Below are 20,888 nucleotides of genomic sequence, written 5' to 3'. Positions count from 1 at the left end.
ATGTACACACCCCGTGCCTTTGCTCTCGATGACTTGCCCGAACTGCATCAGTTGATCCAGCACACTCGCCTGGCGCAGCTGGTGACCTTTGGCGAACAGGGCCTGCTGGCCAGCCATTTGCCGCTGCTGCTCAACCCCGATGAAGGCCCGAACGGCACGCTGTATGGGCACCTGGCCAAGGCCAACCCACAGTGGCGCGACTTGCAAAATGGCAGCGAGGCCCTGGTGATCTTTGCCGGTACCGAGGCCTACATCAGCCCGGCGTTCTACCCGGCCAAGGCCGAGCATGGCAAAGTCGTGCCCACCTGGAACTACATCGCCGTACACGCCTACGGCACAGCCGAAGTGTTCACCGACGCCGAGCGTTTGCTCGCACTGGTCAGCGCCCTCACCGACCGTCACGAAGGCAACCGCGCCCAGCCGTGGAAAGTCAGCGACGCCCCGGCCGACTACATTGACAGCATGCTCAAGGCTATCGTCGGCTTCGCCCTGCCAATCGAGCGCCTGATCGGCACGCGCAAGCTCAGCCAAAACCGCAGCCCGGCCGACATGGCCGGCGTGCGTGAAGGCCTGGCCGCCAGCCCGGACGTGCGCGACCAGACCCTCGCCCGCTTTATTCCCCAAGGAGTTGCAGAATGAGTTCGATCGATATCCGCCAGGTCACCGCCGCCGACCACACCGCCTGGCTGCCGCTGTGGCAGGCGTACCTGAAGTTCTACAACACCGAACTGCCGGACGCCGTGAACCAAAGCACCTGGCAACGCCTGATTGATACCAACGAACCCACTCACTCGGCATTGGCCTGGCAGGACGGCAAGGCCGTGGGCATGGTCAATTTCATCTACCACCGCTCCAACTGGAGCATCGAGAACGCCTGCTACCTGCAGGATCTGCTGGTAGACCCGAGCCAGCGCGGCACCGGCGTGGGCCGCAAGCTGATCGAGTTCGTCTACGCCACCGCCAAGGCCGACGGCTGCTGCAAGGTGCATTGGCTGACCCACGAGACCAATGCCACCGCGATTCAACTCTACGAACGCATCGCCGAACGTCCCGGTTTTATCCAATTTCGCAAAGGTCTTTAAGGAGCGCAGCATGTCCACTTCCCTCGCCGACTGGAAAGGCGTCCCGGCCCCCACCGTGCAACTGCTTGAAGGCCGCTTTATCCGCCTGGAAAAACTCGACCCGGCGCGCCACGGCGACGATTTGTTCCAGGCCATGCAAGGCCCAGGTGCCGACCCCAGGTTGTGGGACTACCTGCCTTACGGGCCTTTTCCCGAGCGCAGCGCCTTCAATGATTGGCTCAACAACCATGCCGCCCACAGCGACCCGTATTTTTTCAGCGTGATCGACCGCGCGACCGGCCAGGTGCAAGGCATCCTCAGCCTGATGTCCATCGTGCCCGAGCAAGGCCGCATCGAAATCGGTCACGTGACCTTTGGCGCGCCGATGCAGCGTTCGCCGAAAAGCACCGAGGCCGTGTACCTGTTGGCCAAGTACGCCTTCGAGCAAGGCAACCGTCGCCTGGAATGGAAGTGCAACAACGCCAATGGCCGCTCCAAGTACGCGGCAGAGCGGTTGGGGTTCAGCTTCGAGGGCGTGTTCCGCCAGCATACGGTGGTGAAGGGCAAGAACCGGGACACGGCGTGGTATTCGATCATCGACGCGGAATGGCCAGCGATTGGCGCCGGGTTTGAACAGTGGCTGTCAGCCGACAACCTGAAGGGAGACCAACAGCTGAAGACGCTGCTGGAGTGTCGCCGCTAACCCCACCACCAGGGGCAGCACGCACTGCGGGCGGCCCCTGGCCTATCTGACTACCACCCGCCCTACACCGGCGACCCCTTACGCTTCCCATGCAATGGCGCCTCACGTCGTCCTGACCATGGAGAAACGCATGAATGCAATAACGTCCCAACAGCCCGCCCTGCTCAACCCGAAACCGCTCAGGGAGAAAGCATTGCTGACCCGCCTGACCGAGGATGGGCCGACCAGCAATGAAGTCGCCACAGCGCTGCTGCACAGCGAACTGGCCATCCTCTATCCCGATCTGAGCATTGACCTGGACAAGACGGTGGTCGGTACTCCCCTCTGGGAAGTCATCGACGATGAACTGACCTGTGTCGATATCCAATACACCCGCCTGACCCACGTCCTGGTGCGGATCAGCCTGGAAAAGCGCAAGGTCAACTACTTGCCAGGCGAGCAATTCCTCACGCAACAACCCTCTGCAAACACCCCCCTTCAACTGCCGGTCAACATCGAGAAGATCGCCACCCTGCTCAATGATTTGGCCTCGGTGTTTTTCGTCGCCTTCAAAGAACAGCAATTGGCGTTCTGGAACACCAAAGGGACGCTACTGCCACGCTGGCAAGAACTGGCCGACGGGCTCGCCGCCGCGCTGAACATCCAGGAGGTGGAAGGCTGGAATGCCGACCACTGCGAAATCGCCCGGGCGATTTCGATGTACCCCGAAAAACAACAACGGCTTGCCCAGCGGCCCGACCTGGCACACATCCAGGTGTGCGTGCTCGACATCGACACCCCCAACGGCCAAAACCTCAAGCACCTCCTATTGGCCGGCACCGCCGTTGTGCACGGCACGTTCAAAAACAACCAGATCCTGATGATGTACACCCTCGAATACGGGTATGAGACCTTCCCCTCCCTGCAAGACCTGGCCGCATCAGCACGTTCAAGACTCGATGCCTCAATGAGCAAGCTCCCGCTGTCCATGCGCCTGGTCGAACCGGCAGGGAATTTCTTTGACCACATGGCCTGGGCCTTGGTCGCCACCCAGCTCAACGCGATCGAAACCGAGGGCTTCACAACCGCCCCCGCTCAACCGGAGCCGGCCTCCAGCGCTGAACCACCTGCGGACATTGACGCAAAGCGCCTGGACATGCTCGACGGGGCGATCCCCAAATGGCTGCTCGATGCCTCGCCCCAGGACTTGAACGACTACAGCCAATACATGCTGGACCTGAGCACGCTGTACAGCGATACACCAACGGACCTGTTCGCCATTCAACCCATCGAGACCTTCGCCCAGGAGAAAATGCGCAACGCCATCATTGCCGACAAAAAAGCCAGCGGTGCCGACAAGCTGCCTCTCGACGATACGCAAGTCACCCTTACTGACAGCCTCGCCGCCGGGCCATTTACCTTGGCCAATCCGCTGCAAAGCTATACGCAGACCCTAGGCGAATATGCACTGAGCAACACCCCGCCGTACCTCGCGACGGTCAGCTTCAAGGGCGGCGAAACGGTGCCTGGCTGGCTGACCCACAGCTACCTGACGCAGATAGCAGCACAGGTCGATATCGGCCAGGTGTACCCGAAGCTGATCAAAGACAAATTGATTGACGACCCAGTCGAAGCCCCTCGGCAAAAGAAGTTTTACACCCAACAACTGCGATCGCTCCTCCCACTGCTGGCACTGGAATGCAAGCTCAGGAAAAAAGGCAATGTCGATGAACAGGGTTATCGCTGCATCCGGGAGCTGGTCAAGCCAACGCCCAATGCGCCGACCCCGATCGTTATCCGTCCGTTGTCGATACGGCCCAGCCTGCGGACCCCTCATTCATTTGATGAAGTACTCAACGTCTACGTGATCGGCCCCCGTGATCGGCAAAGAGGGCCGTTCCTGCTGTATCGCCCGCTGCTGGAAAACCCGCTGATACAGTTCCCATCACTGCAAAACCTGCACTACGAGCTGTACCAACCTGGTGAGATCAGGGACTCAATGCTGGCGTGGCTACCCAACCGCAGCTTGAGTGCCAACTACGGCCAGTACGTTTTCCCGGTCGGCCTGCCCTCACCCTGGATGGTGATAGACCTGGTGGTGGAGCCTTTTAAATTGTGGACGTGGGGTAGCGAGCCGGTGTTTTCTGCAGCCGAGCTGACCGGGGATATTTTTGCAGCGTTGTTTGCTACCAACGCGCAGGCCATGGCAGAGCTGGCGGACCGTGAGTCGCTGTCTAACGCAGAAAGGCGCTGGGCCTTACTGAAAGACAGCGGCTGGGCCATCTTCAATATTGCTTCAAATTTCTTCACCGGCGCCGTCGCGTCGGCGGTATGGGTCTGGCAACTCTTTGATCAACTCCAACAAGCGCATGATGCCCATGAGCAGGGTAATAGCCTGGTGACATGGCAGCGCCTAGGCGATGTGCTCATGGCGATGGCCATCGTTATCACGCACAAGGCCGCTCCACTGCGCAGGGGCAGATCCAAGCCTCCAAGCCTGGGTCGCCCGAAACGGCCTCTAGCAGCGCCGCCAGAAATTCATGCCACCGTTTCAGGCAAGGGCGCGCTGCCCCATAGCCAGTTCTCGATACTGGCGGTCGAAGGTGTCGTGCCCCGTCGAACGCCGGGCCAGTGGGACACCTATCTGGATGCATTCAAAGTCAAAGCTCCCGACCTGGAAGGCGAGGACCAGGGCGAACAAGTGCCACCGCTCTATCACAAGGCCAAAGACACCTACGCCCAGGTAGATCAACGCTGGTTCCAAGTGGCAGGCGATCAAGACGGCGAGGTTCACATTCTCGACCCCAAGGACCCCTCGCTGACTGGCCCTTGCCTGGCCAAGACGCCGAAGGGAACCTGGGGCATCAACACCCAACTGCGCCTGCTGCGCAGCGGTGAAAGCTTGAAAAGCAAGTTGAAGGCCGCACGCGAGGCCAAGGCTCGCACCCGCGCAGCACTGGAGCGGCAAAGGACAGCGCTGGAACAAAGTGAAACGGTATTGAAGGGGCAAATGGACACGTTACTCAAGGCCCCTCTGACTGACACCCTGCTGGAACAGAGCCTGTCCAAAGCGCAGGAGCTGATCTCCAATCGCCAGGAGGCATTGGGACTGCTTGAGGAGTGGCGGGGCCAAGGCGGCACCATCGACTACATGGAAACCCTTACCAAACTGTACGAACGCTATAACACCTACCTGTTGAGTTGGACCGCGTTCAAACACGCTTCTTACAACGCCGTTGTAGAACGAATCCTGGAAAACCGCGGCTCCGAAAAGGATGGATCGCGCCAACAATTACTGACTGATATCGGCCTGGCAAACCAGATGGGCCGGGATATCGAGTCCAAACTCAACAACCTGGCGCAGGCGAAGGACAAATTGTCCGGCATGGGGGCATCCGGTTTGGTAAGCATCCGTCAGATGCGAATAGCGAGTGGGTTTCACTCCCGCTGGGAACTGAAAACCAACGAAATCGCCAACGCCGCCGAGCTGTGCATACACGAGCAAGCGGCCCAGAACATGGCCGAGGCGCGCAGTGCCGTCCACGCGACGGTGGAACGTGCGGCGTCGGCCAGTCGATCCATGGTGCAGCTGCTAAAAGATGAACCTCACGAGCAACAGTTGGAAACGCTGGCCGGTCTGCTTGAGGAGTACCAGAGTGTAATTAGTGAGGTCGACGGCTTGCCTGCTGAGTTTCCAGGCTTGGTAGACCCCAAGGCCCTTGGCAACCTGAAAAGCGTCATCAGCGAATTTCTTCTATTGGTCCAGAGCAATATTGGAAGGCACCTTCAACAGGACGCCGAGGATGCAGCCCCGTCAACACGCAAACCTGTGAAACCCTCTTCGTCCAAGCCGCACAAAAAAATCAGGGTGGTCAAACCCCGCCCACAAGATCAGCCCAAAAACCCGGAAGACGCCCCCAAACCGGTGCCCTTGAAACTGATCCCTGCCTTCAAGAAGCAGGCGCCGCCACTCACCGACAACTATGCCGCAATCACCAACCAAGGGATTGATTTGACCCAAAAGCTCAACAGTTTTATTGGCGAGCAGAAACAAAGTGCGCAGAAATCCTGGCGAATACCGGCGGACATGCAGGACATTTTCAACCAGCAAGCCATCAAGCTGGAGCAAACCCTTAACGCATTCGAGCCGCTGCACGCAGCGGCTAAAAAGGCTGGCACCGCCTATCCGGTAGGAAGTCTACCTGGCGAGCTACGGGAGGGTGCGGCGCGCTTGCGTCGAGAGGCTATCAACATCAGGGCCCAGATGATCAAACTGCGAAAACCCCAACAGCTCAACTTTCAGTGGATGTTCACAAACGGCCAGGTTCGGGTCACGCGTAACGCAGCGGGCAGAATCAAGACCAAGCAGCGTCAAGACTGCTTCCAGGAATACCTGATTCTCGACGCCGCCAACCACGACAAGCCGTTATGGGTGGCCCACTTTCATTACCCGAGCCTTAGGACGCCAGCCGATCAGTTCACAGCGGCCCATCTGAAAATCGACGAAAAGTACCTGCATACGCTCCCCGCCGACCTACAACTGTCGCTCAACAACCGCACAGCGCTGGATAACAGCCTGCGCACCCTCAAAGACCCAGTCAATCTGGCCGTCTTTTTACAGCTTGAAGACCGCCGCCACTGACGGCGTTGGCCAGGGTGGGTGCAACTAGCGCAGTTGCTGCGCCAACACCGCAATATGTTCCGGTCCGATCCCGCAGCACCCGCCCAGATGGCTGGCACCCCGCGCCTGCCAGTCGGCGGCCCAATGCAGGTAGCCCGGCGGGTCGAGATCATCACGCAGCGGGTCCAGGCCATCGTTGGCCGTGGCTTCCTTGGGCTGCGGCGGGAACGCGTTGGCGTAGGCCCCCACCTCGATCTGCGCGCCCAGGCGCTCGAAGGTCTGGCGCGCGGCGTCGATCGCGTCGCCGATCACTTCCGGCTGGCTGCAATTGAACAGCAATACCTGCACTCCCAACTGCGCCGCCGCTTCGGCGGCGTCCGCCACCGGTTCGCCGGAACGCAGGCGCGGAACGTCGTCGGTATCTTCATCCTTCAACGTGAACGACAGCCAGAACGGCTTGCCATCCTTTGGCAGCCCCGCCTGGATGGCGCGTGCTTCGGCAATGGAGCTCTGGGTTTCGGCCAGCCACAGGTCCACAAACGGTGCCAACCCCTGTACCAGCGGTGCCAGCAACTCGGCGACGCGCTGCGGCTCGAACAGGTCGGGACGGTACGAGCCAAACAGCGGCGGCAGCGAGCCCGCCACACGCACCGGCTTGCCCGACGCCTCAACAGCGCGGCGCGCCAACTCACCGGCCAGCGCCGCCAAGGCCTGGCCTTCGGCGGCGAAGCGCGCCTCACCGATATGGAATGGCACCACGGCGTAGCTGTTGCTGGTGATGACGTTCGCGCCACTTTGGATATAAGCCGCGTGCACCGCTTCCACTGCCTGCGGCGCTTCGCTCAACGCCAGCGCCGACCATTCCGGCTGCCGGAAAGGCGCGCCACGGCGTTGCAGTTCACGGCCCATGCCGCCATCGAGAATTACTGTTGCGTTGGCCATATGCTTTTTACTCATAAGCTTATGAAAATAACTCACTATGAGAGTCGTTCTTATAACTATTTAATACGTTCAATTCTGTTCATAACAACTGTTTTTTTACTTGGGTGCGACTCGTGAAACTAAAACCGCTGCTGGCCCTGGGCCTGACGATTCTGGCTGCTTCCACTCAAGCCTTCGGCGGCACCACGCTGGACCGGGTCGAGAAAAAGAAAGAACTGGTGGGTGTGCTGATGGAAAGCTACCCGCCTTTCTCATTCCTCAATGAGCAAAACCAACTCGACGGCTTCGACGTCGATGTGGCCAAGGCCGTGGCGCAAAAACTCGGCGTGCAGCTGCGCCTGGAAACCCCGTCCTGGGACGTGATTGCCGCCGGCCACTGGAGCGGGCGCTACGACATCTGCATCTGCTCCATGACCCCGAGCAAGGCCCGCGCCGAAGTATTCGATTTCCCGGTGAAGTACTACGCGTCGCCTGCGGTGATCGTGGTCAACGCCACGGATGAGCGCATCCACAGCGCCAAGGATTTGAGCGGCAAGAAAGTCGGCCTCACCAGCGCCTCCAGTTATGAAAGCTACCTGAACAAAAACCTGGTGATCGAAGGCGCCGAAGACACCCAGTTGCAGTACCCGTTCGACAACGTGCAGATCGCCCCGTACGACACCGACAACGTCGCCTTCCAGGACCTCGGCCTCGGCGCCGGCAAGCGCCTGGACGCAATCCTCACCAACCTGGTCACCGCGCAACCGCGCCTGAACGAAGACAAGCGCTTCAAACTGGCCGGTGAGGCGCTGTATTCGGAACCCAACTCGGTGGCCATCGAAAAAGGTGACCCCCAGTGGGACAGCAAGGTGCGTGAAGTCTTTGCCCAGCTGAAACAGGACGGCACCTTGAGCCAGCTGTCGCAAAAATGGATCGGCGCCGACATCAGCCAATGACCGCATTTCCTACACCGCCCAAGGTCAGCGAGTCGCGCGTGCAGCGCCTGTTTGGCTTTCGCACCCGCCTGTACCTCACCTGGGCCGCGCTGCTGTGCCTGTTCGCCAGTTTCTTCCTGAGCTTTGACCTGAAGTTCTCGATCATCCTCGACAAGCTGCCCAACCTGGTCGGCCTGCACCTGGCGCCCAACGGCTTCCTGCAAGGCGCGGCACTGACGTTGTTCCTGTGCCTGTGTTCCATGGTGATTTCGTCGGTGCTGGGTTTCGTCACCGCGCTGGGACGCTTGTCGAAAAGCGCCGTAGCCTTTGGCATCGCCAGCTTCTACGCGTCGTTCTTTCGCGGCACACCGCTGCTGATCCAGATCCTGCTGATCTACCTCGGCCTGCCGCAGTTGGGTTTGGTGCCGGGCGCCATCGTCGCCGGGATCATCGCGTTGTCGCTGAACTACGGCGCCTACCTGAGCGAAATCTTCCGCGCCGGCATCCTCGGCGTCGCCCACGGCCAGCGCGAAGCGGCCCTGGCGCTGGGCATGCGCGACAGTGCGATCTTCTGGCACGTGACCCTGCCCCAGGCCATGCGCACCATCATCCCGCCGGCGACCAACCAGTTCATCTCGATGCTCAAGGACTCGTCGCTGATCTCGGTGATGGGGGTGTGGGAAGTGATGTTCCTGGCACAGTCCTATGGCCGGTCGAGTTATCGCTATATCGAGATGCTGACCACCGCTGCGATTATTTACTGGGTGCTGTCCCTGGGCCTGGAACTGATCCAGGCGCGGATGGAGCGGCATTATGGCAAGGGGTATGTGCGCCGTAGCTGATGCTCAGCGGTAGTGACGGCGCAGCTTGACCACGCCCATTTGCAGGCCGAACGGTTGGAATACAGCGTTCAATGATTTCAAGGTCTGGTTACCCTCGCCGTGCTCGATATGCACCAGGGTGCGCACAGAGATTTTGCACATTCTGGCGAACTGGCTCTGATGCAAGCCTGTGACTTCGGTGCGCAGGCGGCGCACGGCTTCGCCGATTTGCAGCGTACCCTCGGCTAATGCGGTCTGGATGCTGTCGATCAGCAACGTGCGCTCTTCAATGGTCAGGCTCATTTCAATCCCCATGCTTGCAGGCGTTGCGGCAGGTTTTTCAGGGCAATGGCGGGATGGTTCATCGTCACCGCTGGCAAGCCACTGGCACTCAGGATGTCGGGCAGTGCCAAGAACTGTTGCGCGGCGGCCCTGAGGTTTTCGAACAGTGCCTGGCTGTCGGCCAAATCACCCAGTAGATGACATACACCTCGCCAGTCCACCTCGCCTGCGCGCTCCAACTCTTTGGGCCATTTTGTCGTGCGCGTGATCCCTTCGTCGTCCATCACCATAGGCGCCAAGTCGTAGATAGGCGCCAGGCACAACGCGTTGGCGTGGCGAATGATTGAGGTGTTACGCCCGTGGTTGTCAGAGTTGCCGAGGATCTTGTTCAACAAATCGCGCCTCAGGTATTCGGCCACCAGTTCCGGCACTTCATGGGCTTGCCCTGTCTGCGCCCATAACCCGACCAGTCGCTCAACAACCTCCCGATGCCCCATGGCGCTGCCTGGGACAGTGACGCCAGACACCGAGTAAATGGATTCCACCGCGTAGCGCTCAACGCCCTGGCGGCCGACGCGTCGATCAAAACGCTGCATCCACAGGCTGGGCTTGCTGGCTTCTTCCAAGGCCAACCCTTGCACCGCCACTGTGTCGATGCCCAAGACCTGCAAGGCTTTGTAGTAGTGGTACTCGCTGCGCAGGATGTCTTGGTCGATCTGCGTGCCTTTGTTGCGCGCAAATTTCACGAACCAGTGTTGCCGGACCTGCTCGTCATCCAACACAGCATCCGGGAACAGCAGGCCGTGCTGGTTTTCCGTCAGCAGCAGCTTCGGCGCTTCCCCTCCCGCCCCGGTGGCGCCACCAATGGCAGCGCCCTGTTCGTAGGCGTACTCCAAAAAACGATTGTCCCGTTGGATCACTTCTTGGCGTGCAAACCCCATGGGTGGGCGACTGTCCCACGCGGCAACCGATTCTTTGATCCGCATATGGCCGATGGGAGCGGGTGTGCTACGCATCAGTAAAAACAGGTCTGCGCTGATGCCGTCCGGTTTTTCCTGGCCAATATGGGCCATCAGAAACCGCTTGGCGGCGCCTGCTGGTGCAATGTCATGGAGAAAAGCTGGGGCACCTTGTATTCGGCAGCCCTCCCATTGCAAAGGCAGCCCTGCACTCACCGCCGTCGCGAAAGGCGTGGCGAGGTCGTCGAGATGATCGACCAGATAGCGTTGGTCATAACCAAAGCTGCAGCGACTGTCGAAACCCTGCTGTGGGGTATCGAAGGTCAATAGCAGTGCGTCCTGCCATTTTCCTTCGGCGTAGATTTGCAATGTCAGGCTGAGCATGAGGTGGCCCTGCAATTTAATGCGTTCTCAAGTCGAATAGGGACTTCTGCCATGCAATATAGTGCAGATTGTTTGACTTGGCATGCTGTATAACTGCATTAAAATGCAGATAATGTGCTATTCAGCACGATTTTACGCAATAAAATGCAGATTCGGTCAACCACAGGCCAATAGAGACAACTCCCGCAAACCGGGAACCCATGCCCTGACAGTTATCCCCCCGCCATCTCGCTAAATTCCAGGCCTCATCCACAAGAGGTCGGGAATTCATGCCCATAACCCCCCGCAGAATCGCATTTTTCATCAGCCTTGCGGTTGCCGCCAGCCTTCCCCATGCGCAAGCACGCGGCGAAATCGAAGGCGCGCCCATCGACGGCTATTTCACCCGAAAAGCCACCTCGTACAACGGTTTGCAAGTCGCGAAGGTACTGGAGCCCGCCGCGATTCGCCTGCTGGAATCCGGCCAACTGACCTCCGAACAGCTCAAGGCCCTGGAAAAATTCAACGCCGAACTCGCGCAGCAACCGAATGGCTTCGGCGCAGCCCTCAAACAGTTGGCCGGTAGCCAGAACGCCAACCTCGCCGCTGCAACACAGAGCACCACCCAGCAGCTCAGCAGCCGCGTGCTCGCAGCCTTGCGCGAACTGCCCAGCGACACCGACGGTCACTTCTGGGTCAAGAACCTCGGCAATGAAGGCGGCCTCGAGGGCCAGCTCGGCACGGCCCGTCTGAATACATCGAATCAGGGTGTGCTGATGGGCGCGGATTGGGCTGTCGATCATGCGTGGCGGGTCGGTGTGCTGGGGGCCAAATCCAGCAGCCGCTTTGACACTCAACGCTTCACCGCCGACCTGGACAGCTGGCACCTGGGCGGCTACGCCGTGCGTCAGGACGGCCCGTTGGCGTTGCGCCTGGGGGCGATCTACAGCAGCCATACCGGGCAGAATCGGCGCGGCATCGAGATCCTCAGCTACAAGGACACGCTCAAGGGCAGCTACAACGCTACAGGCCAAAATGTGTTCGGTGAAGCGGGCTACCAACTGGGCACTGGCAGCCTGAGCATCGAGCCGTTTGCCGGGCTTGGTTACCAGCGCTACAGCCGTGACCGTTTCAGAGAGCAAGGGGGGCCGGCTGCGCTGAACATCGATGCGCAAACCCAGCAAAACCTGAGCAGCACTTTTGGCCTACGCCTGGCGAAGCAGATTCGGTTCGATAACCAGATGAGCCTCACGCCACACTTAAGTGCGGGCTGGAAGCACCTCTACGGCGATGTCGAGAGCAGCGTGCGTCAGTCCTTTCGCCATGGCGGCGTTGACGACTTCACCATCCAAGGCACGTCCCTGGACCGCAATAGCCTCAGCTTACAGGCAGGATTGGACCTGGCGCTGTCCTCGAACCACACCGTCGGCCTGGCCTACCTCGGTGAAAACGGCACCCACAGCAGCAACCAAGGCTTGATGGGCCAGTGGCGAATGAGGTTCTAGTCCTTATTTCAGGCAAAAAAAAGGAGGGCACCTGCCCCCCCGAGGATTAAGCGGTAGTGTCGAAGGCTGGATCAGCCTTCGATTTCAATCAGGATTTCGCCCGGGTTGACCCGGTCGCCCTTGGCCACGTGAACAGCGGTCACCTTGCCGGCAATGGCTGCCTGCACTTCGGTTTCCATCTTCATCGCTTCGGTGATCAGCACGGCCTGGCCGGCCTTGACCACGTCGCCTTCCTTGACCAGCACATCGACGATATTGCCCGGCATCGCCGTGCTGACATGGCCCGGCGCAGTGGCTTGCTTGCGCTTGCTGCTGCCGCCGCCCACAAACTCATTGAGCGGTTCGAACACCACTTCTTCCGGCATGCCGTCGATGGACAGGTAGAAGTGACGCTTGCCTTCGGCCTTCACACCGACACCGGTGATGTCCACGCGGTAGCTTTCACCGTGCACGTCGATGACGAATTCGGTCGGCACGCCTTCACCACCGGCACGCGCCACACCGCCCGCCTCGGGAATCGGCAGCAATACTTCCGGCGCCAGGGTGCCGGCGTCGCGTTCTTCGAGGAACTTGCGGCCGATGTCCGGGAACATGGCGTAAGTCAGCACGTCTTCTTCGGACTTGGCCAACGCGCCGATCTCGCCGCGCAGCTTGGTCATTTCCGGCTTGAGCAGGTCAGCCGGGCGCACGTCGATCACTTCTTCGCTGCCGATGGCCTGGCGACGCAGTTGCTCGTTGACGGTGCCCGGCGCCTTGCCGTAGCCGCCTTGCAGGTAGAGCTTCACTTCGTTGGTGATGGTCTTGTAGCGCTCGCCGGCCAGCACGTTGAAGAACGCCTGGGTGCCGACGATCTGCGACGTCGGCGTAACCAGCGGCGGGAAGCCAAGGTCTTCACGCACACGCGGGATTTCGGCCAGCACTTCGCTCATGCGGTTGAGGGCGCCCTGCTCTTTCAACTGGTTGGCCAGGTTGGAAATCATCCCGCCCGGCACCTGGTTGACTTGCACACGGGTGTCGACAGCGGTGAATTCGCTCTCGAACTGGTGATATTTCTTACGCACCGCGTAGAAGTACAGGCCGATCTCTTGCAGCAGCTCCAGGCTCAGGCCGGTGTCGAATTCGCTGCCTTTAAGGGCGGCGACCATCGACTCGGTACCTGGGTGGCTAGTGCCCCAGGCGAAGCTGGAGATGGCAGTGTCGATGTGGCTGGCACCGTTTTCGATGGCCTTGAGTTGGCACATCGCGGCCAAACCCGCTGTGTCATGCGAGTGGATGAAAATCGGCAGAGTCTGCTCGGCTTTCAGCGCCTTGACCAGTTCGCCGGTGGCGTACGGGGTCAGCAGGCCAGCCATGTCCTTGATCGCGATGGAGTCGCAACCCATGGCTTCCAACTGCTTGGCCTGGGCCACGAAGGCCTCGACGGTGTGCACCGGGCTGGTGGTGTAGGCGATAGTGCCTTGGGCGTGTTTGCCCGCCGCTTTTACCGCTTCGATAGCCACGCGCAGGTTACGCACGTCGTTCATCGCGTCGAAGATGCGGAACACATCGATACCGTTGACTGCGGCCTTGGCGACGAAGGCCTTGACCACGTCGTCGCTGTAGTGGCGGTAGCCCAGCAGGTTCTGGCCACGCAGCAGCATTTGCAGGCGCGTGTTGGGCAATGCGGCGCGCAGTTTGCGCAGGCGCTCCCACGGGTCTTCTTTAAGGAAGCGCACGCAGGCGTCGAAGGTCGCGCCGCCCCAGACTTCCAGGGACCAATAGCCGACTTTGTCGAGCTTGTCGCAGATCGGCAACATGTCGTCGGTGCGCATGCGGGTCGCGAGCAACGATTGGTGGGCGTCGCGCAGGATGGTGTCGGTAACGAAAATTTTCTTGGACATTGTTGTATTCCTCACAGGCCTGCGTGGGCGGCGATGGCGGCGGCGATGGCCAGGGCCAGCTCTTCGGGTTTGCGCTTGATCGAGTAGTTGGTCAGTTCAGGGTGGGCTTCAACGAAGCTGGTATTGAACTGGCCGCTGCGGAATTCCGGGTTGCGCAGGATTTCCTGGTAGTAGGCGGCGGTGGTCTTCACACCTTGCAGGCGCATGTCGTCCAGGGCCCGCAGGCCGCGGTCCATGGCTTCTTCCCAGGTCAACGCCCACACCACCAGTTTCAGGCACATGGAGTCGTAGAACGGCGGGATGGTGTAGCCGGTGTAGATCGCCGTGTCGGTGCGCACGCCGGGGCCGCCGGGCGCGTAGTAACGGGTGATCTTGCCGAAGCTGGGCAGGAAGTTGTTCTTCGGGTCTTCGGCGTTGATGCGGAACTGCAACGCGAAACCACGGTGCTGGATGTCTTCCTGTTTCACCGACAGCGGCAGGCCCGAGGCAATGCGGATCTGCTCACGGACGATGTCGATCCCGGTGATTTCTTCGGTGATGGTGTGTTCCACCTGCACCCGGGTGTTCATCTCCATGAAGTACACCTCGCCCTCGGCGAGCAGGAACTCCACGGTGCCGGCGTTCTCGTAGCCCACGGCCTTGGCCGCACGCACCGACAGGTCGCCGATGTAGGCGCGCTGTTCCGGGGTCAGCTGCGGGCTTGGCGCGATTTCGATGAGCTTCTGGTTACGACGCTGGATCGAGCAATCGCGCTCGAACAGATGCACCACGTTGCCAAAGCTGTCACCGAGGATCTGCGCCTCGATGTGCTTGGGATTGACGATGCACTTTTCCAGGAACACTTCCGCCGAACCGAAGGCCTTGGTGGCTTCGGAGATAACACGGGGGAAGGCTTGTTCAAGTTCTTCGCGGCTGTTGCAACGGCGGATGCCGCGCCCGCCACCACCGGAGGTGGCCTTGAGCATCACCGGGTAACCAATGCGGTCGCCTTCGGTGAGGGCCTCAAAGATGTCGGCAACGTTGCCTTCGGTGCCGGGGGTGACCGGTACACCGGCCTTGATCATGCTGCGGCGCGCTTCGGTCTTATCGCCCATGCGGCGGATCACTTCAGCGGACGGACCGATGAACTTGATCCCACGTTCGGCGCAGATGTCCGCCAGTTCGGCGTTTTCCGACAGGAAGCCGTAGCCGGGGTGCAGCGCATCACAGCCGGTTTCCACGGCCAGGTTCACCAGCTTGCGCGGGTTCAGGTAGCCGGCCAAAGGCTCGGCACCAATGCTGTGGGCTTCGTCGGCACGTTTGACGTGCAACGCGTGACGGTCGGCGTCGGAGTAGACCGCGACCGAGCGAATGCCCATCTCGGCGCAGGCACGCACGATTCGTACGGCAATTTCACCACGGTTGGCGATCAGGATCTTTTTTATCACTTGGAAATTCCCTTGAGCCGATTGCTGCGTTCTTCGACCCGCTAGACCCGGGTCGGCGCGTGACCAAATGTTTCATGACAGTCGCGAGACACACACTAAGCCCGTGGAGGGATTAACAAAAATCAATAATTATTGGGTCGTGCATAAGTAAAGACTTATAGTTGGCCGGACAGCCTCGGGGGAAAGGACGGTAAAAATGCGTAAGTCATTGATGCGTATGACATTGCGTCAATTGCAGATCTTCAATGAAGTGTGCGATTTGCGCTCGTATAGCCGTGCTGCCGAGGAAATGTCCCTCACACAACCCGCCGTTAGCCTACAAATTCGCCAGCTGGAAGAGCTGATCGGCCAGCCATTGTTCGATTACGTCGGCAAAAAGCTCTACATGACCGAGGCCGCCGAAGCCTTGCAGCGCGCCAGTCGGGACATTTTCGGGCGCCTGGAAAACCTCGACATGCAGCTGTCGGACATGCAGGGCTCGCTGCAAGGCCAGTTGAAGCTGGCGATTGAATCCAGCGCCAAGTACTTCGTGCCGCATCTGTTTGCCGCGTTCAAGCGCCAGCATCCTGAAGTGCAGTTGCACCTGACGGTGGTCAACCGCGCCCAGGTGATTCGCAGGCTTTCGGACAACCGCGACGACCTGGTGATCATGTCCATGGTGCCCCAGGACATGGGCCTGGAGTTCCTGCCGTTCCTCAACAACCCGATCGTCGCGGTGGCACCCCTTGATCATCCCTTGAGCCTGCAAGGGCCGCTGCGCCTGCAAGACCTGGAGCCTTACACGCTGCTGGTGCGCGAGCAGGGTTCCGGCACGCGGATGGCCTGCGAGGAGTACTTCAAGGAGAAGCGCGTGCACTTCACCCAGACGGTGGAAGTGTCATCGGCCGAGGCCCAGCGCGAATGCGTGAGCGCAGGTTTGGGCGTGGCCTTGCTGACGCGCCACGCCGTGAACCTGGAACTGGCCAGCGGCGGGCTCAAGGAGCTGCCAGTGGAAGAGCTACCGCTGTACCGCAGTTGGTGCCTGGTGCAGGCCAAGGCCAAGCGCCTGTCACCGGTGGCCCATGCGTTCCTGGGCTTTATCCGCAGCGAACGGGCACAGATCAGCGTGTTGGCTGAGCGTTTCGCTGGGCAGCCACGGGTGCCTGCCAATGCAGTTCCGGGTAGTCACTGATGCTCTGGAGCAGTTGGCGTTCTTCACAACGGTCTTCGATTGCGCGACGGAACGCCATGCGGCGCTGGTCTTCCTGCTGACGGCGGGTTTTGACGGCGCTGTTGCTGTCTTCGTAGGGACGGGCCATTTCGAGTCTCCCAATGCGAGTACGGGAGTTCAGGATGGGCTTGGGGGGTTACGGTTTGGCGGCGCGGGGATGACAGGACGATGAATCTTCCCAGGTTGACACAAATCCCATGTGGGAGCTGGCTTGCCTGCGATAGCGGTTTGTCAGTTGCCACTGCAGTGACTGACCCGCCGCTATCGCAGGCAAGCCAGCTCCCACATTTCTTATCCGAGTGCGGCCTTGAGTCAGTCGTCGAGGGCTTTGACGGACTTGGGCGACAACCGCAGGCTGCGCAAGCTGCGCTTCACGCTCTTGAGGTGGTTGACCAGGCTCGGCCCGCGGGCCATGGCCACGCCCATCGCCAGCACGTCGATCACCACCAGGTGGGCGATACGCGAGGTCAGTGGCGTGTAGATCTCGGTGTCTTCGTGCACATCAATCGCCAGGTTGACGGTGGACAGCTCCGCCAACGGCGTCTGGCTCGGGCACAGGGTGATCAGGGTCGCGCCGCTTTCACGCACCAGGTTGGCGGTGATCAGCAGGTCTTTGGAACGCCCGGACTGGGAAATGCAGATCGCCACGTCGGTGGGCTTCAACGTCACTGCCGACATCGCCTGCATGTGCGGGTCGCTGTAGGCCGCTGCCGTAAGCAGCAGTCGGAAGAACTTGTGCTGGGCGTCAGCCGCCACCGCACCCGATGCGCCGAAACCATAGAACTCGACACGCTGGGCCTGGGACATCGCGGTCACGGCTTTTTGCAGCTCGACCGGGTCGAGCTTCTCGCGCACTTCCATCAGGGTGTGCAACGTGGTGTCGAAGATTTTCAGGCTGTAGTCGGCGACGGAATCGTCTTCGTGGATCGCAAACTGCCCGAAGCTCGCGCCGGCGGCCAGGCTCTGGGCCAGCTTGAGTTTCAGGTCCTGGAACCCGGAGCAACCGATGGCGCGGCAGAAGCGCACGATGGTTGGCTCGCTGATGCCCACGCTGTGGGCCAGGTCGGCCATGGAACTGTGCATCACGGCCGCAGGATCAAGCAGCACGTGGTCGGCAACCTTGAGTTCCGATTTACGTAACAGGTGGCGCGACTGGGCGATATGTTGCAACAGGTTCAAAGGGCAGGACTCTTGTTATTGGCAGGTGCCAGGGATGTAGCAAGCTTGTAGTTATACTACAAGAATTGTCGTTTTGCCCGTCTGATGCATCACTAAATCGCCCTGCTGCCCTCTGATTCAAAGGGCAGGCGCTTTGTAGCCATCAGGGCGGCCCCGCCATCATTAAGGAAAATCTGCATTTTTCCGTAACAAATCTGCCAACCCTTCGGCCTGCATCGGCCGGCTGATCAGATAGCCCTGCACTTCGTCACAACGTTCCTGCCGCAAGAAGTCCAACTGCTGCTGATCTTCCACACCTTCAGCCACCACTTTCAGCGCCAAGCCATGGGCCATGGCGATGATTGCCCGGGTGATGGCCGCGTCTTCACGGCCCTGGCCAAGGCCACGGATGAAGGTCTGGTCGATCTTCACGTAATCCACGGGGATGCGCTTGAGGTAGCTGAGGGACGAATAGCCAGTACCAAAGTCGTCGATGGCCAGCTTCACCCCCAGGTCGCGCAACTGCTGGAAGGTGGCGATGATGTGTTCAACACTGTCGAGCAGCTGGCTTTCCGTCAGCTCCAACTCCAAGTATTGCGGGTCCAGCCCGGTTTCTTCGAGGACCTGGCGCACCAGGCTGACCAGCTTGCCCTGGCGCAACTGATGCACCGACAGGTTCACCGACACCCGGATCGGCGCCAGCCCCTGGCGCTGCCATTCGCACGCCTGCCAGCAGGCCTGGCGCAGCACAAACTCGCCCAGCGGCACGATCAGGCCCGTCTCTTCCGCCAGGCCGATAAACTCGCCCGGCGGCACCATGCCCCACTGCGGATGCTCCCAACGCACCAACGCCTCGGCGGCGTTGAGCTTGCCGGTGGCCAGGCACAGTTTCGGTTGGTAGAACACCGTCAGTTGGCGATCTTCGATGGCTTTGCGCAGTTGGTTTTCCAGCTGCAAGCGCTCCAGGGTGCTGGCTTGCAGGCTGTCGGTGTAGAACTGGAAATTGTTGCCGCCCAGGTGCTTGGCGTGTTGCATGGCCATGTTCGATTGGCTGACCAGCGCGGAAATTTCCCGCGCATTGTCCGGCAGCAGGCTGACACCCATCGAGGCGCTGACCACCAGCTCATGCCCGTCCACCGTCACCGGCACGCGCAGCTTGGCCAGCAACCGCGTGGCCACGCGCGCCAGGCTCGACAGGCTGCCGTAGGCGTCGAACAGCACGGCAAATTCGTCGCCGGAGAGGCGTGCAATGGTGTCCGCTTCCGGCAAGGCATTGATCAAGCGACGCGCCATTTTCTGTAGCAGTTGGTCGGCGACTTCATGCCCCAGGCTGTCGTTGAGCAGCTTGAAACGGTCGAGGTTGATATGCAGCAGCGCCAGGCTGCGCCCACCCTGGCGCACCCGTGCATGGGCTTCGCGCAGGCGCTCGCGGAACAGCGAACGGTTGGCCAGGCCGGTCAGCTCGTCGTAATGGGTGAGGTAGCGCATGCGTTCTTCGGATTCGCGCCGCGCAGAGAGATCGGCGAAGAAGCCCACGATATGGCTGACCTTTCCCCGCACATCACGCACCACATTCAATTGCAGCCACTGCGGATACAACTCGCCGTTCTTGCGCGTCTCTACCAGTTCGCCCTGCCAGGTGCCATGGCTGAGCAGCGCCTGGCGGATCACCGGGAAGTGGCGGCGCGCGTCGCGGCTGCTGGGCAGTTCGACGACGTTGCGCCCGAGCATGTCATCGATGTCAAAACCGGTGACACGGCTGAAGGCCTGGTTCACCGCGATCAGCTTGTAGTCCGGGTCGAGAATCACGATGCCTTCGCTGGCCGCCTCGAAAACCGTCGACGCCAGGCGTTGTTGCTCTTCCAGGACTTTGCTCGCGCTGATATCGCGGCGTGTGCCGAGCATGCGCGTGACCCGGCCACTGGGCGCGCGCTCCACGGCGCGGCCACGGTCTTCGATCCAGACCCAGTGGCCGTCGCCATGACGCACGCGGTATTCGACCTGATAGTCCTCGCTGCGGCCCTTGAGATGCTCGACCAACGCGCGCTTGAGCAGCGGCAGGTCGTCGGGGTGCAGCCGTGGCTTGAGGTGGCTGAGCATCGCCGTGACGTACTCGGGCTCCAGGCCGAACAATTCCTTGAGCTGGGTGTGGTGGACTTCGTCGGTTTGCAGGTTCCAGTCCCACAGGCCCAGTTCGCTGGCTTGCAGCGCCATGGCCAGGCGCGCTTCGCTTTTGTTTAGGGCGAGGCTGGCGGCGTCGAGTTCCTGGCTGCGCTGGGCCACGCGGTCTTGCAGGCCGGTCTGGGCTTCGCGCAATTCCTGCTCGATCTGGCGGCGTTGCTCGACTTCGCGCACCAACTCTTGATTCAACTGCTCGCTGCGCTGCTGCGCCTGCTGCAAGTGTTCGATCAGCGCCTGGTTCTGGAAGCGTCGCAACAGCCCGCGCTGGATCAGGCGGTTGACCTGCCACGCCACCACACTCAAGGACGCCAGCAGGATCAGGCCGAGCACGCCCCAGCCTTGTTGTTGCGGTGCGCCGTTCCAGAACAGATAGAGGATCGCCGGCAGCAGGCACGGCAAGGCAAACGACAGGAACGCCGGCAAGCTCACGGCGTAGGCCACGCTGGCCGACAGCGTCGCGGCGCCGATCAGGCCGAACACCCAGGCCTGCTGCATAAAGCTGTCCACCGGCACCAGGGCGATGGCGGCGGTGGCCAGGGTCAGGCCGCTGACCGCCGAGCCAAGCATGAACATGCGCCGCCACACCGGTTGGGCCTGGCGGCTGGGCATGGCCGAATCAAAGGCCGCCACCTGGATCACGCGCATCGCTACCAGCGCCAGCAGCCAGACCAGCCAGATGCTGTCCAGCAGGTATTGCTTGGGGTTCCACAACAGCCAGGCGCAGACCAGGCCGTTGACCAACATTAATAAGGTGGGCAACAACGAGCCCTGATACAGCAGGCGTGTGCGTTCGACCGCCATCTCGGTGGCGTAGTGCTTGCGGATAACCTGCGCGGGCGCCGCCGAGGGGCTGAGCAGGTCGGTGCTGAGGGTCATAGGCAG

At 60.7% G+C, this 20,888-nt stretch carries 16 protein-coding genes; 8 read left to right on the top strand and 8 right to left on the bottom strand.

What is annotated here, in order from left to right:
* The 4 genes from J1G37_RS04105 (at position 1) to J1G37_RS04090 (ending at position 6,385) form a co-directional block, all read left to right on the top strand.
* The gene (locus J1G37_RS04105; protein WP_207040297.1) at positions 1–639 is read left to right on the top strand and encodes an FMN-binding negative transcriptional regulator; all 639 of its coding nucleotides are present in this window, start codon (positions 1–3) and stop codon (positions 637–639) included.
* Complete coding sequence (locus tag J1G37_RS04100; protein WP_207040296.1) at positions 636–1,082, top strand: GNAT family N-acetyltransferase; 447 nt, start codon at positions 636–638, stop codon at positions 1,080–1,082. Before J1G37_RS04105 ends, J1G37_RS04100 begins: the two co-directional genes overlap by 4 nt.
* A gap of 10 nt (positions 1,083–1,092) precedes the next feature.
* Positions 1,093–1,764, top strand: coding sequence for a GNAT family protein (locus J1G37_RS04095; RefSeq protein ID WP_207040295.1), 672 nt, complete (start codon positions 1,093–1,095; stop codon positions 1,762–1,764).
* 130 nt (positions 1,765–1,894) lie between these two features.
* The gene (locus J1G37_RS04090) at positions 1,895–6,385 is read left to right on the top strand and encodes a DUF6543 domain-containing protein (protein ID WP_207040294.1); all 4,491 of its coding nucleotides are present in this window, start codon (positions 1,895–1,897) and stop codon (positions 6,383–6,385) included.
* A gap of 24 nt (positions 6,386–6,409) precedes the next feature.
* Here the strand turns inward: J1G37_RS04090 and J1G37_RS04085 are convergent, their stop codons facing one another.
* Positions 6,410–7,306, bottom strand: a complete 897-nt coding sequence (locus J1G37_RS04085; RefSeq protein WP_207040293.1) for a homocysteine S-methyltransferase family protein — start codon at positions 7,304–7,306, stop codon at positions 6,410–6,412.
* Between the two features lie 113 nt (positions 7,307–7,419).
* On the opposite strand from J1G37_RS04085, the gene J1G37_RS04080 reads away from it, so the two are divergent.
* The gene (locus tag J1G37_RS04080) at positions 7,420–8,241 is read left to right on the top strand and encodes an ABC transporter substrate-binding protein (RefSeq protein ID WP_207040292.1); all 822 of its coding nucleotides are present in this window, start codon (positions 7,420–7,422) and stop codon (positions 8,239–8,241) included.
* Positions 8,238–9,062: an amino acid ABC transporter permease gene (locus J1G37_RS04075; protein ID WP_207040291.1), complete on the top strand. Its 825-nt coding sequence runs from the start codon at positions 8,238–8,240 to the stop codon at positions 9,060–9,062. Before J1G37_RS04080 ends, J1G37_RS04075 begins: the two co-directional genes overlap by 4 nt.
* A 3-nt stretch (positions 9,063–9,065) precedes the next feature.
* Here the strand turns inward: J1G37_RS04075 and J1G37_RS04070 are convergent, their stop codons facing one another.
* Together J1G37_RS04070 and J1G37_RS04065 are read right to left on the bottom strand one after the other, a co-directional pair.
* Positions 9,066–9,344, bottom strand: a complete 279-nt coding sequence (locus tag J1G37_RS04070; protein ID WP_207040290.1) for a helix-turn-helix transcriptional regulator — start codon at positions 9,342–9,344, stop codon at positions 9,066–9,068.
* A complete protein-coding gene (locus J1G37_RS04065) occupies positions 9,341–10,666 on the bottom strand; it encodes a HipA domain-containing protein (protein ID WP_207040289.1) in 1,326 nt (441 codons plus the stop codon). The genes J1G37_RS04070 and J1G37_RS04065 overlap by 4 nt, the downstream gene beginning before the upstream one ends.
* A 269-nt stretch (positions 10,667–10,935) precedes the next feature.
* On the opposite strand from J1G37_RS04065, the gene J1G37_RS04060 reads away from it, so the two are divergent.
* A complete protein-coding gene (locus J1G37_RS04060) occupies positions 10,936–12,150 on the top strand; it encodes an autotransporter outer membrane beta-barrel domain-containing protein (protein WP_207040288.1) in 1,215 nt (404 codons plus the stop codon).
* A gap of 71 nt (positions 12,151–12,221) precedes the next feature.
* Here the strand turns inward: J1G37_RS04060 and oadA are convergent, their stop codons facing one another.
* Positions 12,222–14,030 carry a sodium-extruding oxaloacetate decarboxylase subunit alpha gene (oadA, locus tag J1G37_RS04055; protein WP_017739020.1) on the bottom strand — a complete coding sequence of 603 codons (1,809 nt, stop codon included), beginning with the start codon at positions 14,028–14,030 and terminating at the stop codon, positions 12,222–12,224.
* An 11-nt stretch (positions 14,031–14,041) separates the two neighbouring features.
* Positions 14,042–15,457: an acetyl-CoA carboxylase biotin carboxylase subunit gene (locus tag J1G37_RS04050; RefSeq protein WP_124526976.1), complete on the bottom strand. Its 1,416-nt coding sequence runs from the start codon at positions 15,455–15,457 to the stop codon at positions 14,042–14,044.
* A 196-nt stretch (positions 15,458–15,653) separates the two neighbouring features.
* On the opposite strand from J1G37_RS04050, the gene J1G37_RS04045 reads away from it, so the two are divergent.
* Positions 15,654–16,628 carry a LysR family transcriptional regulator gene (locus J1G37_RS04045; protein WP_207040287.1) on the top strand — a complete coding sequence of 325 codons (975 nt, stop codon included), beginning with the start codon at positions 15,654–15,656 and terminating at the stop codon, positions 16,626–16,628.
* Here the strand turns inward: J1G37_RS04045 and J1G37_RS04040 are convergent.
* From J1G37_RS04040 to J1G37_RS04030, 3 genes are all read right to left on the bottom strand, one after another.
* Positions 16,558–16,755, bottom strand: coding sequence for a hypothetical protein (locus J1G37_RS04040; protein ID WP_122485268.1), 198 nt, complete (start codon positions 16,753–16,755; stop codon positions 16,558–16,560). The two genes, J1G37_RS04045 and J1G37_RS04040, sit on opposite strands and share 71 nt — an antisense overlap.
* 224 nt (positions 16,756–16,979) lie before the next feature.
* Positions 16,980–17,846, bottom strand: coding sequence for a transcriptional regulator HexR (gene hexR / locus J1G37_RS04035; protein WP_010168370.1), 867 nt, complete (start codon positions 17,844–17,846; stop codon positions 16,980–16,982).
* Positions 17,847–18,008: 162 nt separating this feature from the next.
* On the bottom strand, positions 18,009–20,882 hold the full coding sequence (locus J1G37_RS04030; protein WP_207040286.1) for an EAL domain-containing protein: 2,874 nt from the start codon (positions 20,880–20,882) through the stop codon (positions 18,009–18,011).
* Positions 20,883–20,888 lie beyond the last annotated feature (6 nt).

Source organism: Pseudomonas sp. Marseille-Q1929 (genome assembly GCF_017316265.1).
Classification (GTDB): domain Bacteria; phylum Pseudomonadota; class Gammaproteobacteria; order Pseudomonadales; family Pseudomonadaceae; genus Aquipseudomonas.
The sequence above is the reverse complement of the archived record's forward strand: the minus strand, read 5'-3'. Positions and strand labels throughout refer to the sequence as shown.